Origin of the sequence: Rhodocyclus purpureus (assembly GCF_016653115.1) — a bacterium.
Taxonomy (GTDB): domain Bacteria; phylum Pseudomonadota; class Gammaproteobacteria; order Burkholderiales; family Rhodocyclaceae; genus Rhodocyclus; species Rhodocyclus purpureus.
Map to the genome: position 1 here is coordinate 60,521 of NZ_NHRX01000012.1, position 20,321 is coordinate 80,841.

Sequence of the window (20,321 nt, forward strand, 5' to 3'; positions counted from 1 at the left end):
CTCGCAATGACGGCATCGAAGCGTCCTTGTCGGGCCTCACGGCCCTCCCACGACAGGCCGATGTCGTGAGCGTGCGTCGAGATCAGCACCACGTCATCGCGAGCCCGCAGGGCGTGGCGATCCAGTGCAAGGACTGCTATCTGGGCGCCCGGGTTGGCGAGGGCAGCGAAACTGGAATAACGAACTGGATTGCCACGGCGCTACGCGCCTCGCAATGACGGCATCGAAGCGTCCTTGTCGGGCCTCACGGTCCTCCCACGACAGGCCGATGTCGTGAGCGTGCGTCGAGAGCAGCACCACGTCATCGCGAGCCCGGAGGGCGTGGCGATCCAGTGCAAGGGCTGCTATCGGGGCGCTCGGGTTGGCGAGGCCGCGAAACTGGAATAACGAACTGGATTGCCACGGCGCTACGCGCCTCGCAATGACGGCATCGAAGCGTCCTTGTCGGGCCTTACGGCCTTCCCACGACAGGCCGATGTCGTGAGCGTGCGTCGAGATCAGCACCACGTCATCGCGAGCCCGGAGGGCGTGGCGATCAAGTGCGTAGGGCTGCTATCTGGGCGCCCGGGTTGGCGAGGGTAGCGAAACTTGGCGAACGAACTGGATTGCCACGGTGCTACGCGCCTCGCAATGACGGCATCGAAGCGTCCTTGATTCGGGCTTCACTGCCCTCCCACGGTAGCTGCTGCGGGAGAGCTTTTCGTGGCCTTGATTTTCAGCGGCGGAACGCGGGGATCTGCGGCAGTTGCGGCAACTCGATCGCGTCGAGCATGTTCTTGACGATCAGGCCCAGCTCGGTGTCGCCTTCGATCGACAGCTCGCGGTTGAAGAACAGCGTGTCGGGGTCTTCCTGGCGGGCGAGCAGTTGCAGGAACGCCGAGAGGTTGGCCGAGAAGGAGAGATCGGGAGCGCCGCTGGCGGCGAACAGCGGGCGGAACAGCCCGTTGCGGTAGGTGAAGCGCGCCTCGCCGCCGGTGTCGTTCACGCGCACGAAGAAGTGGCGGCCTTCGAGTTGCGAGAGGCTGTCTTCGGGCAGCAGCTTCATCTTCGCCGCGGCGTTGAGAGCGGTCGTCAGCGCGACCGCGTGCGGCCATTGCGGCAGTCGGCTGTTGATCGCGGCGACGATGCCGGGCAGCTTGAAGCGGGGGATGGTCGGTAGCGTGCTCATGCTTCAGCTCCTTGCAGTTGATTGAGCGCGGCCTGGTGGCGCGCGGCGATGCCAGCGTCGCCGAACCAGTAGCCGTCGACGAGTCCGTCGGGGTTCCATTCGGCGCGCGACTGTGCCGGCTGGCCCTTGCGCGCGGCGTCGAAGGCGGCGACGATCTCGGCAGTGTACTTCGGTTGCGGGCTGATGCGCAGGATGTCGATGCCCATCTTCTGCATGTCGCCGACTTCGGCGAGCAGATTGTAACTCTGCGCCGACATCGTCTGGATGCCGTTGAGTGCGAGGAAGGCCTGCCCTTCGCGCGTCTTCAGCGTCAGCGCTTCCGGGTGCTCCATGCACTTGAACTGGCAGTCGTCCTTGTTCAGGCCGTAGTGGCGCGCGGTGAAGCAGCGCGCAGAGAACGCGAGCGGCAGCTTGCCGAAGGCGAAGACCTCGGTCTCGACGCCGGCCGGACGCGAGGCGTGCACCGTCTCGATCAGCGCGCGCGTGGCTTCCAGCGGCGGTACCCAGCGCTTCATGCCGAAGCGCGCGTAGGTCGCGAGCGTGCCTTCGTTGTAGATGTTGAGGTGCGGACCGGCGACGAAGGGCTTGCCGCCGGCGAGGCTCACCGCACCGAGGTCGTTGGCCTCGATCATGCAGCGGTCGCCGAGTTCCTCGATCTGCCGGCGCAGCGCCTTCAGGTCGCTTTCCGATTCGAGCAGCGCCTGCGCCGAGATGACGACTTCCTTGCCGGCGTCGGAAAGGTCGCGCGCCAGGCCGATCCAGTCGGCAAGACGCAGTTGCTGGCGCCGCGAGCAGACGACCTCGCCGAGATAGACGATGTCGATTGCGGGGTTTTGCGCGATCTCGGCGTAGAAATCGAGCACTTCCTGTTTCGGCCAGAAGTAGAGCAGGGGTCCGAGGGCGATTTTCATCGGTGGCTTCTTTGAGTGCCGTCGCCGCGCGGGCGACGGATGTTCTGATGGAGTCTGGGCAGGGCCGGCGGCGGGGGGGCCGTCCGGCCACATGCAGGGCACGGCGCGCGGCGGAGGTCCGCGCGCCGGCCGGCGTCAGCGCCAGGGGCGGTTGTACGCGCCGAGCGTCGCCTGCGAGCCTTCGGAGACCTTGGCCAGTTCGGCCTGCCAGGCCGGCTTGACCGAGAAGCGCTCGCGCTCGCGGCCGAACGCGTCGAGTGCCGCGCGCAGCGTGCGCGTCACCTGTGCGACGTAGGTCGGGCTGCGCTGGCGGCCTTCGACCTTGATCGCGGCGACGCCGATGCGCACGATCTCGGGCAGGATCTCGAGCACGTTGAGGCTGGTCGGCTCCTCGATCGCGTAGTAGGTCTCGCCATTCACTTCGTAGCGGCCCTTGCACAGCGTCGGGTAGCCGGCCGGCTCGTCGTCGCTGAAGCGGTCGATCAGGATGCCATTGAGGCGCGTCGACATCTCGCCGGCGCCCTTTTCCCATTTGACGTACTTGGCCGGCGAGCAGGCGCCGACGGTGTTCGGGCTCTCGCCGGTGGCGTACGAAGACAGCCAGCAGCGACCCTCGTTCATCACGCACAGGCTGCCGAAGCCGAACACCTCGATCTCGACCGTCGTGTTCTTGATCACGTGCTCGACCTGCGCCAGCGTCAGCACGCGCGGGAGCACGGCGCGGCGCACGCCGAATTCGCGCTGCGCGAAGTTCACGGCCTCGTAGTTGGTCGCCGAACCCTGGACCGACAGGTGCAGGCGCAGGTTCGGGTGGCGCTTGCTGGCGTAGTCGAGCAGCGCGACGTCGGCGAGGATCACCGCATCGACGCCGGCGTCGGCAGCGCCGTCGACGGCGCGCTGCCAGTCGGCGAGGCGTCCGGGCTGGGCGAAGGTGTTGATCGCCATCAGCACGTGGCGGCCGCGCGACTGCGCGTAGCGGATGCCGTCGGTCATCCCCTTCAGGTCGAAGTTGAGGCCGGCGAAGTTGCGTGCGTTGGTGTCGTTGCGGTAGCCGAGATAGACGGTGTCGGCACCGTTATCGACGGCGGCCTTGAGTGCCGGCAGGCTGCCGGCAGGACAGACAAGCTCCGGGAGTTTCTGGCTGAGCATTGGCAGTTCTCGTCAAGCGAAGCACGAGAGTATAGCCCGCGCGCGCCGTAGCTGCTTGATTTCGGTCAATTGCGGGAAGCCTGCCCGGGCGCTGTCGGCTGCGCCGCTGCGCGTTTACAGGGGCAGTCCGCGCGGCTTGCGCGGCGCCTTGGCGAAGAGGCGGTCGTAGAGCGGGTTCGGCAAAAGGCGCAGGAACTTGGCGACGACGCCCATCTGCCAAGGGACGACCGCGTAGCTGTCGCCGCGCGCGATGATGCGCGCGAAGCGGCGCGCGGCTTCGTCGGCCGGCATCAGGAAGGGCATGCGGTAGGGGTTGATCGCGGTCATCGGCGTCGCGATGTAGCCGGGGCAGATCGTCACCACGCGCACGCCCGATCCGCGCATTTCCAGGCGCAGGCTTTCGAGGTAGGCGATCGCCGCCGCCTTCGACGCGCTGTATGCTTCGGCGCCCGGCAGGCCGCGGATGCCGGCGACCGAGGCGATGCCGACCAGGCGGCCACGGCGCGCTGCGCGCATGGCCGGGATGAAGGGCGAGAAGGTCGCCGCCATGCCATGGACGTTGATGTCCATGACCCGGCGCAGCGCGGCGACGTCCTCGGCGTGTTCGCTCAAGGTGCCGACCGAGACGCCGGCGCTGGCGACGACGACGTCGGGGGCGCCGTGGCGGGCGATGAAGTCGGCAGCGGCGCGGCTCAGGGCATCGGCGTCGGCGACGTCGAGCGGGTAGCAGGCGGTGGTGCCCGGCAGGCGGTCGGCAAGGCCGTGCAGGACGTGTTCACGGCGCGCGACGAGGCCGAGGACGGTGTCGGGCGACGCGTAATGCAGGGCCAGCGCCTCGCCGATTCCGGACGAGGCGCCGGTGATGAATATCTTCATAGAATTACTTGTCGGGTTACGCTGCGTTAACCCGAACTACGCAGCTGCTTACCGTGAAAAGGCAGCGTCGCCGTCCCCGATTCGGGCCTTGCGGCCCTCCCACGACAGGGCGATGCCGTCAGGGTTTTTCGTGGGAGCGGCGTGAGCCGCGAAAGTTACTTCCTGGCTTTCTCGCTGCGCGCCTTGGCGATGATGCGGTCGGTCTGCGTCAGCAGCGATTCGAGGTTGCCCTGCGTCACGACGCGGTAACGTCCTTCGACGGTCAGCGCCGGAACACCGTCGATGCGGTAGCTCTGTACCATCTGGTCGGCGCGACGCACCTTGCTGGCGACACCGAACGAGGAGAAGGCGTCGGCGAACTTCTTCGCGTCGACGCCCTGCGCGGCGACCCATTCCTTGATGCTGCGCTCGTCGTAGAGGCGCAGGCCCTTGTCGTGCAGGGCGGCGAAGATCGCGCCGTCGAGACGGGAGAGATCGCCGGTTGCTTCGAGCGCATAGAAGAGCTTCGACAGGTTCGCCCACTGTGGCCGGCCGAACGACACCGGGACACGTTGGACGACGACGTCGGCGCGCTGGTTGGCGATCCATTTGTCGAGCAGCGGATTGAGGTCCTTGCAATGCGGGCAACCGTAGGAGAAGAATTCGAGCACCTCGATCTTCGCCGGGTTGTCGGTCGGCTGTGCCGGGTCGATCGGCGCGTAGTCGCGCCCCGGCGTCAGTTGTCCCTGGGCCAGCGCCAGCGTCGCGCTCAAGGCCAGCAGCAGTCCCGCCAGCCAGTTCACCATCGTCTGCATCCGCTTCATCGGTCTTTCCTCCTCAATCCTTGCGCACGATCGCCGCGTCGAAGCCCATCCGGGCCAGGTCGCCACGCATGCGCGTGAGCTCGTCGTTCCTGGTGAATGGGCCGATCCTGACCCGGTACCATACCTTGTCCAGCACCATCACCTGCTGGACCGAGGCTTCGATCCCGTTCATCGCCAGCTTCGCCTTCTGGTTGTCGGCGTCACCGGAGTTCTGGAACGAACCGACCTGCAGGAAGGTCGGCTCCCTGAGCGTGTTGTCCTTCTCGGGCTTGGCTTCGCTGCCCTTGGTCTCGGCCGGTGCTTCCTGCACGCCCGGCTCGCCGCCGCCGGGCAGGATCTTGTAGAAGTCGAAGCTCGGCCTGTCGTTCGCCGGCGGCACCGCTTCTCCCGGCTTGCCCGGCAGCGGCGCCGGCGTCACCGGCTGCTCGGCTGCCTTGTCCGACGGCGATGTCTGCGCCGTCGTCGTGATCGGCGTCGGCGTCCGGTAGATGTACCAGACGACGCCGGCGGCGATGACGACACCGAGGACCAGCCCGATGAACAGGCCGAGCAGGGTCCCGCCCGACGACTTGCGCGCCGTGGACGGTTGCCTGCTGCGCGGTTTTTTCAGGTCGCGACTCATCGTCGGGCTTCTCCTACATCGATTCCGGGCAACTGACGCCGAGCAGCGCCATGCCGTTGCGGATCACCTGGCCGACGGCGGCGGCGAGCGCGATGCGCGCCGCGCGCAGCTTCGGATCGTCGACCAGCATGCGCTCGGCATTGTAATAGCTGTGGAAGTCGGCGGCGAGCTCGCGCAGGTAAAAAGCGACTGCGTGTGGCGCCAGGTCGGCGGCGGCGGCCTCGATGACCTCGGGGAACTCGCCGATGCGCGAGGCCAGCGCCACTTCGCGCGGGTTGCTCAGCACTTCCAGGTCGGCGTCGGTCGGCAGCGGCACGGTCTCGCTGCCCGACTGCGCGAGCAGGCTGCAGACGCGTGCATGCGCGTACTGGATGTAATAGACAGGATTCTCGTTCGACTGGCTCTTGGCGAGGTCGAGGTCGAAGTCGAGGTGCTGGTCGGACTTGCGCAACACGTAGAAGAAGCGGCAGGCGTCGTTGCCGACCTCGCCGCGTAGTTCGCGCAGGGTGACGAACTCGCCCGAGCGCGTCGACATCGAGGCCTTCTGCCCGTTGCGGTAGAGCACGGCGAACTGCACCAGCGCCACCTCGAGCCGGTCGCGATCGAGGCCGAGCGCGTCGATCGCGCCCTTCACGCGCGGAATGTAGCCGTGGTGGTCGGCGCCCCAGACGTTGATGATGCGCTCGAAGCCGCGTTCGTACTTGTTCAGGTGGTAGGCGATGTCCGACGCGAAATAGGTGTAGAGGCCGTTGTCGCGCTGGACGACGCGATCCTTCTCGTCGCCGAAGGCGGTCGAGCGGAACCAGCGCGCGCCGTTCTGGAGGTAGACGTGGCCGGCGGCTTCGAGGCGCTCGACGCAGCGTGCGACCAGCCCGGTGTCGAACAGCGACTTCTCAGAGAACCAGACGTCGAAGTGCACACCGAATTCCTGCAGGTCGTCGCGGCAGTCGGCGAGCTGTTCGTTGAGCGCATGCGCATGCACGTAGGGCCAGTCGTCGCCGAGCAGCGCCTTCGCCTGGCCGATCAGACCGTCGAGGTGCAGTTCGCGCTCGCGCTTGGCCTCGTCGTCGGCACGGCCGGCTGCCGGCAGTGGCGGCACGCCGGCCAGCACGGCGTCGGCCTTGCGCACGAAGCGCTCGCCGTGCGCCGCGAGCATCTGCCGCGCCATGTCGCGGACGTAGTCGCCCTGGTAGCCGTTGGGCGGGAAGGGAACCGGCGCGCCGCAGAGTTCGAGGTAGCGCAGCCAGGTCGACACGCCGAGGATGTCCATCTGCCGGCCGGCGTCGTTCACATAGTATTCGCGGGTGACGTCCCAGCCGGCGAAGGCGAGCAGGCTCGCCAAGCTGGCGCCGTAGGCGGCGCCACGGCCGTGGCCGACGTGCAGCGGGCCGGTCGGGTTGGCCGAGACGAATTCGACCTGCACGCTGCGGCGCGCACCGACGGTCGAGCGACCGAAGGCCTCGCCAGCGGCCAGCGCGCTCTTCACCGCGGCCAGCTTGGCCGCCGGCAGCAGGTGGAAGTTGATGAAGCCGGCGCCGGCGATGTCGACCTTGGCGACGTAGGGCGATGCCGGCAGTTCGCCGAGCAGGAGCTGCGCCAGTTCGCGCGGGTTGCGCTTCATCGCGCGTGCCAGCTGCATCGCGATGTTGCACGCGAAATCGCCGTGCGCAGCCTGTTTCGGCCGTTCGAGGACGATTGCCGTGCCGGTTTCTCCGGGGGCGACGCTGGCAAGCGCGGTGCGCAGCAAGTCGGCGAGGTGAAGCTTGATTTCTTGACTCATCGGGATTCTTGGCCGCAATCGGGAGTTTGGCAAGGCGCCGATTATACGCGCAGCAGTGGGCAGCGTATTCGGGCTAAACTCTCGCCTTCCTTCCGAACGACGACCCCGTGCGCCCGGCCTTTTTTCCGACCCGGTCGGCGCAGCGTCCATAGCCCATGCGTCTCTTCCGCCTCATCCGGATTCTCAGCGTTTCCATTCGCTACGGCCTCGACGAGATGATCCTCGAGCACGAGCCGAGCGGTCGCCTCGCCGCGCTGTCGCGGACCTTCTTCTTCTGGCGCCAACTCTCGGCACCGCGCGCGGTGCGCCTGCGTCTCGCGCTCGAAGCGCTGGGGCCGATCTTCGTCAAGTTCGGCCAGGTGCTGTCGACGCGGCGCGACCTGATGCCCACCGACATCGCCGACGAGTTGGCCAAGCTGCAGGACCGGGTGCCGCCGTTTCCGTCCGAGCTGGCACTCGCCGAAATCGAGCGTGCCTACGGGCGACCGGCCGCCGCCGTCTTCGCCGAATTCGACCCGGCGCCGGTCGCCTCGGCATCGATCGCGCAGGTGCATTTCGCGAAGCTGCGCCCCGATGACGGCGGCCATGAGGTCGCCGTCAAGATCCTGCGCCCGGCGATGCGCAGCGTCATCAGGCACGACCTCGGGCTGCTCGACACTTTCGCCGCGCTGCTCGAAAAGGTCTGGTCCGACGGCCGCCGCCTGCGTCCGCGCGAGGTGGTCGCCGAGTTCGCCAAGTACCTCTACGACGAACTCGACCTGATGCGCGAGGCCGCCAACTGCTCGCAACTGCGGCGCAACTTCACCGGTTCGAAGATCCTGCAGGTGCCCGAGGTGTATTGGGACCTGTGCACGCCGACGGTGATGGTGATGGAGCGCATGCGTGGCATCCCGATCAGCCAGACCGACGCGCTGATCGAGGCCGGCATCGACCTGCCGGCCCTGTCGCGCGCCGGCGTCGAAATCTTCTTCACGCAGGTCTTCCGCGACGGCTTCTTCCACGCCGACATGCATCCCGGCAACATCTTCGTCGCCACCGACGCGGCGCATCACGGCAGTTACATCGCACTCGACTTCGGCATCGTCGGCACGCTCACCGACGTCGACAAGAATTACCTGGCGCAGAACTTCCTCGCCTTCTTCCGCCGCGACTACAAGCGCGTCGCGCTGGCCCACGTCGAGGCCGGCTGGGCACCGGCCGACACGCGCATCGACGAGTTCGAGGCGGCGATCCGCGCCGTCTGCGAGCCGGTCTTCGACCGGCCGCTGAAGGACATCTCCTTCGGCAAGGTTCTGCTGCGCCTGTTCCAGACCTCGCGCCGCTTCAACGTCGAGATCCAGCCACAGCTCGTGATGCTGCAGAAGACCCTGCTCAACATCGAGGGACTCGGCCGCCAGCTCGACCCCAATCTCGACCTGTGGAAGACGGCGAAACCCTTCCTCGAAACCTGGATGCACGAGCAGATCGGCTGGCGCGCCTTCGTCGACGGCGTCAAGCGCGAGGCGCCGTACTGGGCGAAGGCACTGCCGGCCCTGCCGCGCCTCGTGCATCAGTCGCTGGAAAGGCCGCAGCACGCCGATCCGTCCCCGCTGCTCGCCGACATCGCCGCCAGCCAGCGTCGGCAGAACACCCTGCTCGGCGTCATCGCGCTGCTGCTCGCGGCGCTGCTGGTCCTGGCATTGTGGGGGCCTCATGCTTATTGACCGGGACTTGAATATTGTTCCTCCGTTCGCCCCGAGCTTGTCGAAGGGCGTTGCCCGCACCGTGCTTCGACAGGCTCAGCCCGAACGGAGGGTGGTGAATTAAAAGCCGGGTTAACAGCCATGGCGACTTGCGCCACACCAGAGCATGAAACGCATCCATTCGCTTCCGTCATTGCCAGGCGCGCAGCGCCGTGGCAATCGAGTTCGTTCTTCTGTCTCCTCGCCCTTGGAAGCTATCCACGGGCAAGCCGATACCAGCCCTACGCACTGGATCGCCACGCCCTGCGGGCTCGCGATGACGGTTACGGTCTCGGCCCCTCTCCATGCACTGCTGGCACCGCCGTCATTGCGAGGCGCGCAGCGCCGTGGCGATCGAGTTCGTTCTTCTGTCTCCTCGCCCTTGGAAGCCATCCACGGGCAAGCCGATACCAGCCCTACGCACTGGATCGCCACGCCCTGCGGGCTCGCGATGACGGTTACGGTCTCGGCCCCTCTCCATGCACTGCTGGCACCGCCGTCATTGCGAGGCGCGCAGCGCCGTGGCAATCCAGTTCGCTCTTCCGTCTCCTCACCCTTGGCAGCCATCCACGGGCAAGCCGATACCAGCCCTACGCACTGGATCGCCACGCCCTGCGGGCTCGCGATGACGAGTTGCTGATCCGGGCTGCGGCCTCATCCCCTCGCATTTTCACGTTAACGTAAGATCCTATGCTCGTCTGGTTCGTCGCCTTCTACCTCGTTGCTTCGGTCGGCGTCGGCCTCTGGGCGGCGACGCGGGTGCATAACGCCAAGGATTTTGCGGTCGCCGGGCGCAGCCTGCCGCTGCCCGTGGTGACCGCGACCGTCTTCGCGACCTGGTTCGGCGCCGAAGCCGTGTTCGGCGTCTCGGCGACCTTCGTCGAGGAGGGCCTGCGCGGCGTCGTCGCCGACCCGTTCGGGGCGAGCCTGTGCCTGGTGCTGGCCGGTCTTTTCTACGGGCTGATGCTGTACAAGCTCAACCTGCTCACGCTCGGCGACTTTTTCCGCGGCCGCTACAACCGTACGGTCGAGGTGCTGACCACGCTGTGCATCGTCGTTTCCTACTTGGGCTGGGTGTCGGCGCAGATCAAGGCGCTCGGGCTGGTGCTCAACGTCGTCACCGACGGCGCCCTCCCGGTCGAGGCCGGGATGATCCTCGGCGCGGCGATCGTCCTCACCTACACGACCTTCGGCGGCATGCTCTCGGTGGCGGTGCTCGACTTCGTGCAGATGGGCCTGGTCATGGGCGGCATGCTGTTCATCGCCTGGCTGGTGTCGGGGATGACCGGTGGCGTCGTCGTCGTCGTCGAGCACGCGGCGGCGGCCGGCAAGCTCGACTTCTTCCCCGAGGCCAGGCTCTCCGAGTGGCTTGCCTTCCTCGCCGCGTGGCTGACGATGATGCTCGGATCGATCCCGCAGCAGGACGTCTTCCAGCGTATCTCCTCGGCGAAGAGCGCCAAGGTCGCGATCTGGGGTTCGCTGCTCGGCGGCGCCCTCTACTTCTGCTTTGCCTTCGTGCCGATGTACATCGCCTACGCGGCGACACTGATCGCTCCCGAGCAGTTCGGCGCGCTGATCGAGTCCGACCCGCAACGCGTGCTGCCGACCTTGGTCATGCAGTACACGCCGCTGTTCGCGCAGGCGATCTTCTTCGGTGCGGTGCTGGCGGCGATCATGAACTGCTCCTCGGCGACCTTGCTGGCGCCGTCGGTCGCCTTCTCCGAGAACATCGTGCGCGGCTTCTACCCCGGCATCAGCGACCGCGCCTTCCTGCGCCTGATGCGCTTCACCATCGTCGGCTTCACCGGCGTCGTCCTCGTCGTCGCGCTCGCCAGCAACGCCTCGATCTTCCAGATGGTCGAAAGCGCGTACAAGGTCACCCTCGTCGGTGTCTTCGTCCCGCTCGTCTTCGGCGCCTTCTGGAAGCGCGCGACGACGCAGGGGGCGCTGGCGGCGGTCGGCGGCGGCGTCGTCTCCTGGCTGCTGCTCGAGGTGCTGGTCGGTGACGAAAGTCTGGTGCCGCCGCAACTGCTCGGCCTGGCGGTGAGCATGCTCGGCATGGTCGCCGGATCGCTGCTGGCGCAACGGGTCGGCCGGCTGCCGCGGGGCGAGCCCGACCGGCAGCGGCATCTCGCCGAGCCGCTGCCGCGCCATCCGGAAATGTGAAGTTCATGTTAGCGGCTCGCGTGCTCTCCCGGTGGCGGGACTGGTGGTTGGGTTCCCTGCGCACCCGACTGGTGGCGCTCAGCCTGACCCCCCTGCTGGTCGCGTTTCCGCTGATCATCGCCATCCTCGTCGCCCTGGGGGGAACCAGTTTCGCGCGCCTCCTGGCCACCAATGCGCTCGACAAGGCCAACGGCGCGCACAACTACCTCGACCAGGTCAGCGAACGTGGAGTGGCGCACCTCAGGCAGATGAGCAGCGCGGAATTGCCGCAGCTGCTCGCAGCCCATCTCGCCGGCAAGGGTCGCAGCGAGGCGCTCGATCAGCTGCTGTCCTTGAAGGCCGATAGCGAGGGTTACGATTTCCTGATCGTCGCCGACGAAGCCGGGAAGATCATCGCTTCGAGCACGGGAAGCGAGGCGGGTGCGCGCCTGCCCGACAGCTTCGTGTTCAGGCAGGCCAGTGCCGGCATTCCCGCCAGCGCCTACGAGATCCTGAACGCCGCCGAACTGAGGACCATCTCGCCGCAACTGGCGAGTCGGGCGCGCATCGATCTGTCGCCGGCTGCCGACAGCGCGGGCGGCGCCGAAGAGCGCGGCCTGCTCATCCAGTTCGCCACGCATCTCCCCTTGTCCGGACGCTATCCTAACCTCGTCGTCGTCGGCGGCATCCTGCTCAACCGGAATTCAGCACTGATCGACCGCATCCGCGATGTCGTCTATCCACTCGACGATCGGGTCAGGCTCGACGCAGGAACGACCAGCATCTTCCTCGACGACGTGCGCGTGGCCACCAATCTCCGCTCGGCTGACGGCCAGCGTGCGCTCGGTAGCCGCGCCAGCCCCGAAGTTAGCGCCGAGGTCCTGGTGCGCGGGGGGGCCTTCGCCAACCCGGGCATCGAGTTCGACGTCCCGCAGATCTCCGGTTGCCGGGCCATCGGCGACGGTGATGCCCGGCGCATCGGCATGCTCTGCACCGGCTTCCCGCGCGCGCCGTATGTCCGCGACCGACTGATCCTGCTCGGCAGTGTCGCCGCCCTGCTGGCGATGACCCTGCTCGCGCTGACGCTGGTCAACCTGCGCAGCACGGGCGCCATCACCCGCCGCATCGGCCAGATCTCCGACGCCATGAGCGCCGTGCGCAACGGCGATCGCTCGCTGCGCATCGGACCGCTCGGCGCGAAGGACGAGATCGCCGGCCTGGCCGCGCATTTCAACGGACTGGTCGACACGCTGGCCGCGAAGGAGCAGCAGCAGCGTCAGGCGGAGGCGGCGATCGTCGCCGAGGCGTCACGCCGCCGCGCGCTGTTCGAACACCTGCGCGAAGGACTCGTCGTCCTCAACGACGACGGCAGCGTCTTCGAAGTCAATCGCAAGTTCGCCGAGATGCTCGGCTACGGCAACGAAGAGGCCTTGCGCCTGCATGTCTCGGACTGGTCGGCTGATACCACGCCGGGAGAAGTGCCCGCCGAGATTCGCGCGGTCGGCACGCAGGGGACGCTTTTCCAGACCCTCTACCGGCGCAAGGACGGCAGCACCTACGCGGTCGAGGTCAGTGCGACCCGCATCGAATGGGACGGCAGGCAATACCTGCTCTGCATCGTCTATGACATCACCGAACGCCTGCGCCTGGCGGGCGAACTCGAACAGCATCGCGACAAGCTGCAGGCCCTGGTCGAGGCGCGCACGCTGGAACTGGCAGTCGCGCTCGACGAGGCGCAGAGCGCCAACCGCGCCAAGAGCCATTTCCTGGCGACGATGAGCCACGAGATCCGCACGCCGATGAACGGCATTCTCGGCATGGCGCAGTTGCTGCTGGAGCCGGGACTCAAGGAAAGCGAACGCCTCGACTACGCCAGGGTGATCATCGGCTCGGGGCGGACGCTGCTGAGCTTGCTCAACGACATCCTCGACCTGTCCAAGGTCGAAGCGGGGAAGGTCACGCTGGAGTCGACCGAGTTCAATGGTGGCGTGCTGCTGCAGGAGGTCGAGGCGCTGTTTGCCGCTGGCGCACAGGCGAAGGGGATCAGCCTGCGGGCGCGCTGGAAAGGCGCCGGCGGCTGCCGCTACAAGGGTGACGCGCATCGCCTGAAGCAGATGCTGTCCAACCTCGTCGGCAATGCGATCAAGTTCACCGTGCGCGGCCAGGTGCGCGTCGAAGCCCGGGAGATCGAGCGCAGCGGCGGCTTTGCCGTGCTCGAGTTCGCCGTCGCCGATAGCGGCATCGGCATCGCTGCCGACAAGTTGCCGCTGCTCTTCAACACGTTTTCGCAGGCCGACAGCTCGACGACGCGCCAGTTCGGCGGTACCGGACTGGGCCTGTCGATCGTGCGCAGCCTGGCGCGCCTGATGGGCGGCGACGTCGGGGTCGCCAGCGAAGAAGGCAAGGGCAGCCGCTTCTGGTTCCGCGTCCGCGTCGAGCGGGTCGATTCGGCCACGGACTGCCGGGAGTGCGAGCTCCCCTGCCGGACGGAGAAGTCGGCACCGGCGCTGCGCTTTTCCGGTCGCGTGCTGGCGGTCGACGACAACCGTGTCAACCGCATGCTGCTGCGCGCGATGCTGGTGAAGATGGGGCTTGAGGTCAGCGAAGCCGAGGACGGCCAGCAAGCCGTCGACGCGGTGACGCGCGGCGCAGAGGTCGATCTGGTGTTCATGGACATCCAGATGCCTGTGCTCGACGGCCTGGCGGCGACCCGGCGCATCCGCGCGTGGGAGCAGGAGAACGGGCGGCAGCCGCTGCCGATCGTCGCCCTGACCGCGGATGCCTTCGCGGAACGTCGGAGGCAGGCGCTGGACTGCGGCATGGACGATCTCCTGACCAAACCCTACGAGATCGACGCGATCCGCGCGCTGATCGCGCGCTGGTTGCCCGAGCAGGCTTCCTGAATCCGGCTGGCGCGCGCGGGCTTGCCCAGCGGCGCGCGCTTCCGTTATTCTCGCCGCCATGCACCTCGTCCTCATCAGCGGGCTGTCCGGCTCCGGCAAGTCGATCGCCCTCCACGTCCTGGAGGATGCTGGCTATTACTGCGTCGACAACCTGCCGCTGCAGCTGCTGCCGGCGCTGGTCGAGCAACTCGCGCGCCAGGGAATCGACAAGTTCGCGGTGGCCATCGACATCCGCGGCGGCGACAGCATCGCCATGCTGCCGCGGCAACTCGAGGCGCTGCGCAGCACCGAACTCGACGTGCAGTTCCTCTTCCTCGACGCCAGGAACGAAACCCTGCTCAAGCGCTATTCCGAGACGCGCCGGCGGCATCCGCTGGCGCTCGGCGAGCGGACGCTGGCCGAGGCGATCGTCGAGGAAAGAGCGCGCCTCGAAGCGCTGGCGGCGCTCGGGCACCACATCGATACCAGCGACGTCAAGCCGAACGCCCTGCGCGAGTGGGTGCGCCAGTTCGTCGCCGCCGAACCCGGCCAGGGGCTGACCCTGCTCTTCGAGTCCTTCGGCTTCAAGCACGGCATCCCGCTCGACGCCGACCTCGTCTTCGACGTCCGCTGCCTGCCCAACCCGTACTACGACGAAGTCCTGCGCCCGCAGACCGGCCGCGACGCGGCGGTGGCCGACTACCTCGAACGCCAGCCCGAGGTCCTGCGCATGCGCGACGACATCGCGCGCTTCGTTGCCGACTGGCTGCCCTCGTACATCGCCGACAGCCGCAACTACCTGACCGTCGCCATCGGCTGCACCGGCGGCCAGCATCGCTCGGTCTATCTCGCCGAGTGGCTCGGCCGCGCCTTCCGCGCCCGCGCCCGCGTCCTCGTCCGTCACCGCCAGGTCACGCCGCTCGGCGCCGCCTGATGTCCTGGCTCGCCTTCGTGCGCCCCGGCGACTGGCTGGTCGCCGCCGCCGGCGCCGCGCTCGTCGCCGTCTCGTTCCCGCTCGCCTGGCAGGCGGGCGTCGCCGAAAAGGCGATCGTTCGCGCCGGCGGTAAGGTCTTCGCCGAACTCGACCTCGGCCGCGAGCAGCGCATCGAGGTTCCCGGTCCGCTCGGGACGACGACAATCGCCGTCGAACGGCGGCGCGTCCGCGTCGTCTCCGACCCCGGTCCGCGCCAGTACTGCGTGCGCCAGGGCTGGCTGCAGCGCCCAGGCGAGATCGCGCTGTGCGCGCCGAATCAGGTCAGCGTGCAGGTGAAGGGCAGCCGGGAGGCGTATGACTCGCTCAATTACTGAGGACGCATGAGCCGACTGACGCTGGCGACGACGCCCGAGGACCACCGCATCGCGCAGCTGGCGGCGGCGGCGGTCGGCCTGTCGCTGATCGACGCGGCGATCCCCCTGCCGCTACCGGGGGTCAAGCCGGGGCTCGCCAACATCGTCACCATGATCGTGCTGGCGCGCTACGGCTGGCGCACGGCGGCCTGGGTGAGCGCGCTGCGCGTTGTCGCCGGCGGCCTGATGCTCGGGCAGTTTCTCGCGCCCGGCTTCTTCCTGAGCCTCTCCGGAGCGGTCGGCAGTCTCGTCGTGCTGGCCTTCGCGTACCGCCTGCCGCGGCGCTGGTTCGGCCCGGTGAGCTGGAGCATCTTCGCGGCCTTCGCACACATCGGCAGCCAGTTGCTGCTGGCGCGGCTGTGGCTGATCCCGCACAACGGTGTTTTCTACCTGGCGCCTTTCTTCTTCGTCGCTGCGCTCGGCTTCGGTATCATCAACGGCCTGATTGCCGCGCGCCTGCTCGCCGAAAGCGAGGGCGAGAGCAGCGGCGCGCCGCCCACCGCTTCCGGAGCCTCCCATGCCTGAAACCGTCTGCCTCGCGCTCACCGGCGCGTCCGGAATGCCCTACGGGATCCGCCTGCTCGAGTGCCTGCTCGCGGCCGGTTGCCGCGTCCAGCTGCTCTATTCGCAGGCGGCGCAGATCGTCGCCCGCCAGGAGATGGACCTCGAACTGCCGTCGCGCCCGGCCGAGGTCGCGGCACTGCTGCGCGAACGCTATTCCGCGCTGCCGGGTAGGCTGGAGGTCTATGGGCGTGAGGAATGGTTCGCGCCGGTCGCCAGCGGCTCGAACCCGCCCGACGCGATGGTGATCTGCCCGTGCTCGATGGGTACCCTGGCGGCGATCGCGCAAGGCCTCGCCGACAAGCTGATCGAACGCGCCGCCGACGTCGTCCTCAAGGAAGGTCGCAAGCTGGTGCTGGTGCCGCGCGAGACGCCGTTCTCGGCGATCCACCTCGAAAACATGCTGCGCCTGTCGCGCGCCGGCGCCGTCATCCTGCCGCCCAACCCCGGCTTCTACCAGCGGCCGCAGAGCGTCGCCGAGGTCGTCGACTTCGTCGTTGCGCGCATCCTCGACCAGCTGCGCGTGCCGCATGCGCTGCTGCGGCGCTGGGGCGAGGAGGGGCCCGCCGCCTGATCCTCCGATCCTGGCGGCGGGAAGGCCGATCAGGCCTCGGTGACGCTAAAGGCGATTTCCGGACCCATCGCGACGATCTCCTTGACCGCGCAGTTCGCGATCGCGTCGAGGACCCTGGCCTTCTGCTCGGCGGAGAAACCTTCGGGGAAGCGCACCTCGGTCTTGAACTTGGCCAGGGTCAGCGGACCGCCGGGCCCGGCGAAAGGCTTGCAGTCGATGCTGATTCCGTCAGGCGAAATCCCCATCTCCTTGCACGCCTTCTTGGCGAAGACGCCGGCACAGCCGGCCAGGGTGGCGTAGAAGCCTTCGAGCGGGTTCATCAGCGAACCATTCACGGCATAGCTGACTTCGTGCTTGGCGGTGGTGACCTTGATCACCGGGGAACTGTCGACCTTCACTGCGTACATGTTGCGCTCCTCAAGAAATAAACGATCCTCACAACGTCTTTTCAGCCACGAAAAACACGAAAGCCACGAAACAAAACATAGGGTTGCGGTAGTTCAGTGTCTAACCGATCGGGTTCTTTCCACTCTGCGTCGAACCCAATGAACGATTTCGTTTTTTTCGTGCATTTCGTGGCCAACTGCTCTGCCTTGGGCGTTTCGATCAGGCATTCGTCGCGCAGGCGGCTGCCTGTGGACGCATCTGCTGCAGCTGGAACAGGCCCATTCCCGCCAGCATCGCCAGCATGAAGACGGCGCCCTGGGTGGAGCCGGCACCGAGCAGGACGAAACCCGCACCGGGACAGATGCCGGCGATTCCCCAGCCGAAACCGAACAGCGCGCTGCCGACGACGAGACGCCGGTCGATGTCCTGCGCGCGCGGCAGCTGCATCGCCTCGCCGAGCAGCGAACGCGTACGGCCGCGCGCCAGGCGGAAGGCGACGACGCCGACGGCAATCGCTCCGGCCATGACGAAGGCCAGCGAGGGGTCCCAGGCGCCGGCGAGGTCGAAGAAACCCAGCACCTTGGACGGGTTGCCCATTCCGGAGACGATCAGTCCGAAGCCGAGGACCAGCCCGGCGAGCAGTGCAGTGAGCACGTTCATGCGTGTTTCCTCAGGCAAAGAGATGGCGGGTCACGAAAACGGTCAGGAAGGCCGCACCCATGAAGGTCAGGGTCGCCACCAGCGAGCGTCCCGACAGGCGCGACAGGCCGCAGACGCCGTGACCGCTGCTGCAGCCCGAGCCGAGGCGCGTGCCGTAGCCGACCAGCAGCCCCGACAGGATCAGTGGGCCCCAGCCGGTTTCGATGCGCCCCTCGGGCAGCAGCGCGACCAACGAGTAGAGCAGCGGCGCAGCGACGATGCCGGCGAGGAAGGCGATCCGCCAGCCGAAGTCGCCGCCCCGCGGGCGCTGCAGCAGGCTGCCGACAATACCGCTGATGCCGGCGATGCGCCCGTTCAGGAGCAGCATCAGCGCGGCAGCCAGGCCGACCAGCAGGCCGCCGGCGAGCGCGCTGTACGGAGTGAAATTGATCCAGTCGATGTTCATCGGTATTTCAATCCTCTTGCGGACAGTAGATGGCGTAGAGCGCCTGCAGCACGGCGAGCACGCGTTGGTCGGCGACCGAGTAGTAGATCCGCTTGCCTTCGCGCCGCGTCTCGACCAGACCCTCGGCACGCAGCACACCGAGTTGCTGCGACAGGGTCGGCTGGTGCAGGTCGAGCAGTTCCTCGAGTTCGCCGACCGATTTCTCGCCCTTGCTCAGCTGGCAGAGCAGGAGCAGGCGGTTCTCGTTGCCGAGGACGTTGAGGACCGAAGTCGCCTGCGCGGCGGCGGCACGCATCGCGTCGATGTTCAGGGGGGTGGCATTCATGGGGGTCGGGATCGGCGAACGGGAAAATTATATCGTAAGATATAATATTTGGAAATATATTGATTGCCTCGGATCGAGCGGCTGCGCGTGGCGAAGGTATGGCGGCAGGTCGGTTTGGCGCTAAAAGCTCGCGCGCAGCGTGCGCCGCGTGGCTCAGCGGGCAGGGGCGCTAGGCCGGGCTGGCGATCCCGTAGTCAGCGAACCACTCGGTCAGCGGCCGGCTCTCGCCCATCCTGGCGAGTCGGCTGTCGATCGCGTCGTGGTTGCCCCAGACCACGTCGGCGAAGTCGCCGCCGGCGACCCGTTGCTCGATGTCCGCGCAGTACAGGCCGAGTTCTCGCTGCACGTAGAAGCCGTAGCTGCGACAGGCGACCGGACGCTGGGCGTAGACCGGGCAGGCGCCGCTCTCGGTGTCGAGCAGCGGGCAGGCGACGCGGCGCCGCTCGCGAATGCCGGCGGCAGCGCGCGTGGATTCAGCGGCGGCGAGTTCGCGGATCGCACGCGCGATCGACTCGCGCCGTGCCGCCGGCAGCGCGGCGAGTCCCGCGCGCAGCAGTTCCCATTCGGGCGCCGTCAGCTGCGGGACTTCGGCGAGTTGCTGGCAGCAGGTGTCGCAGCCCTTGCCGCAGGGCCAGTCCTGACGTTCGTTGCGGATCGCGCTGACGCGCGCGTCGATCTCGGCGTGCAGCGAAGAGAGGGCGGCTGGCAGGGTCTGTGGCACGAGGGGAAGGCTCCGGGGTCTTTCAGCGGATTATCGCAAAGGCGTGCGGGCTGCGCAGCGCGAGCTATTGGGTGGCGGCGAGCGTTGCATCCTGCGCGCCGGAGTTTTACGCCTCCACCCCGGTGCGCAGCATGTCGACCATCGCCGCGGCGATCTGCTCCGGCGTCCGCTTGCCGGCGCGGTACCACAGGTGCACCCAGTTCAAGCCGCCGAGCAGGAACAGCCGTAACAGCGAGCGGTCGGCGCCCGGGCGCAGCGGCAGCTCATTCACCAGTTCACGGAAGACCTGCTCGTAGTCGTTACGGAAGACCTGCACGCGCGCGAGCACGCTTTCGTGGCCGACGAGGGCGAGGCTGGTGCCCGTGATGCGGTCGACAGCCGAACCCTGGACCATTTCGCGCACATGGATCTCGCAGGCGCGGCGCAGGCGTTCCCACGGGTCGGTGATTCCTGCACTGGCGGCGCGGATCCGTTCGAGGACGTGGCGGAAGCCTTCGCGGTGCACGGCGACGTAGATCTCCTCCTTAGACGGGAAGTGGTGATAGATCGATCCGGGAAGCAGTCCGACCCTGGCCGCGATGTCGCGGATCGAGGTGCCATCGTAGCCCTGGCTGCTGAACAGTTCGGCCGCCGCGTCGACGATGATCGCGCTGCGATCGAGGGCGGCGCCGTCCTGCTTGCCGCGCGACCCGCGCGGGCGGCGCAGGCGGGCATTGACCGACTGCCGTTCTAGCAGCTTGCGCTGGTTCCTGGTCAGCGCAGCGACCCCGTCGGCTGACTCGCTCGCCAGTGCCTGCAGGCGTTTCACCGCCGTTTCCAGGTCGTGCTTCTGCCAGATGTAGCGAACGCCCGAGGCGGAGATGCGCAGTCCCTGCTCGGCGAGTCGGCGCGACACCGCAGCCTGGCCGAGTTCAGGTTCGCGGCGCGCCAGTTCGAGGATTGCCGTTTCGCTGTCCGTGTTCGTGGGGAGTGTTTGCCGCTGCGTGTCCATCCTTGAGCCTTTCCTGTCCGGGAACGGAGGCGATCACCATCGATCGGTGCCGCCATTCTATCACTAATTATTTGAACGATCGTTTGACAACTTAGTTTGTTGTCTTTAAAGTGGCGCCACATTGCCGGGAAAGTTCGGCAAGCACGGGGAAAAGAGCCGTTGCAACGGCCGTCCCCATCCACATCGAACGCATGTGAGGAGACCAAAGAATGAGGCAGCGACTGCGTTTTCGCCGCTCCGATCGCTGCTTCCT

The 20,321-nt window shown here is 67.4% G+C and carries 21 protein-coding genes; 8 read left to right on the forward strand and 13 right to left on the reverse strand.

Annotated features, from left to right (window positions below):
• Positions 1-218, forward strand: a 218-nt coding sequence (locus tag CCR84_RS16330) for a hypothetical protein (protein ID WP_207186182.1), incomplete at its 5' end; no start/stop codon positions are given.
• Between the two features lie 497 nt (positions 219-715).
• Here CCR84_RS16330 and ubiT read toward each other — a convergent pair.
• From ubiT to argS, 7 genes are all read right to left on the reverse strand, one after another.
• Positions 716-1,168: a ubiquinone anaerobic biosynthesis accessory factor UbiT gene (gene ubiT, locus CCR84_RS01880; protein WP_201209241.1), complete on the reverse strand. Its 453-nt coding sequence runs from the start codon at positions 1,166-1,168 to the stop codon at positions 716-718.
• On the reverse strand, positions 1,165-2,079 hold the full coding sequence (locus tag CCR84_RS01885; RefSeq protein ID WP_201209242.1) for a U32 family peptidase: 915 nt from the start codon (positions 2,077-2,079) through the stop codon (positions 1,165-1,167). Before CCR84_RS01885 ends, ubiT begins: the two co-directional genes overlap by 4 nt.
• Positions 2,080-2,214: 135 nt before the next feature.
• Positions 2,215-3,228: a ubiquinone anaerobic biosynthesis protein UbiU gene (gene ubiU, locus CCR84_RS01890; RefSeq protein ID WP_201209243.1), complete on the reverse strand. Its 1,014-nt coding sequence runs from the start codon at positions 3,226-3,228 to the stop codon at positions 2,215-2,217.
• A gap of 114 nt (positions 3,229-3,342) precedes the next feature.
• Positions 3,343-4,104, reverse strand: a complete 762-nt coding sequence (locus tag CCR84_RS01895; protein WP_201209244.1) for an SDR family oxidoreductase — start codon at positions 4,102-4,104, stop codon at positions 3,343-3,345.
• 155 nt (positions 4,105-4,259) lie between these two features.
• Positions 4,260-4,907, reverse strand: a complete 648-nt coding sequence (locus CCR84_RS01900) for a thiol:disulfide interchange protein DsbA/DsbL (protein ID WP_201209245.1) — start codon at positions 4,905-4,907, stop codon at positions 4,260-4,262.
• Between the two features lie 13 nt (positions 4,908-4,920).
• Positions 4,921-5,529 carry an SPOR domain-containing protein gene (locus CCR84_RS01905; protein ID WP_201209246.1) on the reverse strand — a complete coding sequence of 203 codons (609 nt, stop codon included), beginning with the start codon at positions 5,527-5,529 and terminating at the stop codon, positions 4,921-4,923.
• 13 nt (positions 5,530-5,542) lie between these two features.
• On the reverse strand, positions 5,543-7,309 hold the full coding sequence (gene argS / locus CCR84_RS01910; RefSeq protein ID WP_201209247.1) for an arginine--tRNA ligase: 1,767 nt from the start codon (positions 7,307-7,309) through the stop codon (positions 5,543-5,545).
• 155 nt (positions 7,310-7,464) lie between these two features.
• On the opposite strand from argS, the gene ubiB reads away from it, so the two are divergent.
• The 7 genes from ubiB to CCR84_RS01945 all read left to right on the forward strand — a co-directional run bounded on the left by ubiB (position 7,465) and on the right by CCR84_RS01945 (position 16,539).
• On the forward strand, positions 7,465-9,012 hold the full coding sequence (gene ubiB / locus CCR84_RS01915; protein ID WP_201209248.1) for a ubiquinone biosynthesis regulatory protein kinase UbiB: 1,548 nt from the start codon (positions 7,465-7,467) through the stop codon (positions 9,010-9,012).
• A 708-nt stretch (positions 9,013-9,720) separates the two neighbouring features.
• On the forward strand, positions 9,721-11,196 hold the full coding sequence (locus CCR84_RS01920; protein WP_201209249.1) for a high affinity choline transporter 1: 1,476 nt from the start codon (positions 9,721-9,723) through the stop codon (positions 11,194-11,196).
• 5 nt (positions 11,197-11,201) lie between these two features.
• Positions 11,202-14,078, forward strand: a complete 2,877-nt coding sequence (locus CCR84_RS01925; protein WP_201209250.1) for an ATP-binding protein — start codon at positions 11,202-11,204, stop codon at positions 14,076-14,078.
• A gap of 58 nt (positions 14,079-14,136) precedes the next feature.
• Complete coding sequence (rapZ, locus tag CCR84_RS01930) at positions 14,137-14,991, forward strand: RNase adapter RapZ (protein WP_201209251.1); 855 nt, start codon at positions 14,137-14,139, stop codon at positions 14,989-14,991.
• Complete coding sequence (locus tag CCR84_RS01935; RefSeq protein ID WP_201209252.1) at positions 14,991-15,365, forward strand: NusG domain II-containing protein; 375 nt, start codon at positions 14,991-14,993, stop codon at positions 15,363-15,365. Before rapZ ends, CCR84_RS01935 begins: the two co-directional genes overlap by 1 nt.
• 6 nt (positions 15,366-15,371) lie before the next feature.
• Positions 15,372-15,929, forward strand: coding sequence for a Gx transporter family protein (locus CCR84_RS01940; RefSeq protein ID WP_201209253.1), 558 nt, complete (start codon positions 15,372-15,374; stop codon positions 15,927-15,929).
• Complete coding sequence (locus tag CCR84_RS01945; RefSeq protein ID WP_201209254.1) at positions 15,922-16,539, forward strand: flavin prenyltransferase UbiX; 618 nt, start codon at positions 15,922-15,924, stop codon at positions 16,537-16,539. The genes CCR84_RS01940 and CCR84_RS01945 overlap by 8 nt, the downstream gene beginning before the upstream one ends.
• A gap of 29 nt (positions 16,540-16,568) precedes the next feature.
• On the opposite strand, the gene CCR84_RS01950 is transcribed toward CCR84_RS01945, so the two are convergent.
• From CCR84_RS01950 to CCR84_RS01975, 6 genes are all read right to left on the reverse strand, one after another.
• Positions 16,569-16,946: an OsmC family protein gene (locus CCR84_RS01950; RefSeq protein WP_201209255.1), complete on the reverse strand. Its 378-nt coding sequence runs from the start codon at positions 16,944-16,946 to the stop codon at positions 16,569-16,571.
• A 199-nt stretch (positions 16,947-17,145) separates the two neighbouring features.
• A complete protein-coding gene (locus tag CCR84_RS01955; protein ID WP_201209256.1) occupies positions 17,146-17,586 on the reverse strand; it encodes a DUF6691 family protein in 441 nt (146 codons plus the stop codon).
• Between the two features lie 10 nt (positions 17,587-17,596).
• Entirely contained in the window at positions 17,597-18,031 is a 435-nt protein-coding gene (locus CCR84_RS01960; RefSeq protein ID WP_201209257.1) for a YeeE/YedE family protein, read from the reverse strand.
• A 7-nt stretch (positions 18,032-18,038) separates the two neighbouring features.
• Positions 18,039-18,356, reverse strand: coding sequence for an ArsR/SmtB family transcription factor (locus tag CCR84_RS01965; RefSeq protein WP_201209258.1), 318 nt, complete (start codon positions 18,354-18,356; stop codon positions 18,039-18,041).
• Positions 18,357-18,525: 169 nt separating this feature from the next.
• The gene (locus CCR84_RS01970) at positions 18,526-19,077 is read right to left on the reverse strand and encodes a YkgJ family cysteine cluster protein (protein WP_201209259.1); all 552 of its coding nucleotides are present in this window, start codon (positions 19,075-19,077) and stop codon (positions 18,526-18,528) included.
• Positions 19,078-19,183: 106 nt separating this feature from the next.
• Positions 19,184-20,068, reverse strand: coding sequence for a TetR/AcrR family transcriptional regulator (locus CCR84_RS01975; protein ID WP_201209260.1), 885 nt, complete (start codon positions 20,066-20,068; stop codon positions 19,184-19,186).
• Positions 20,069-20,321: the final 253 nt, after the last annotated feature.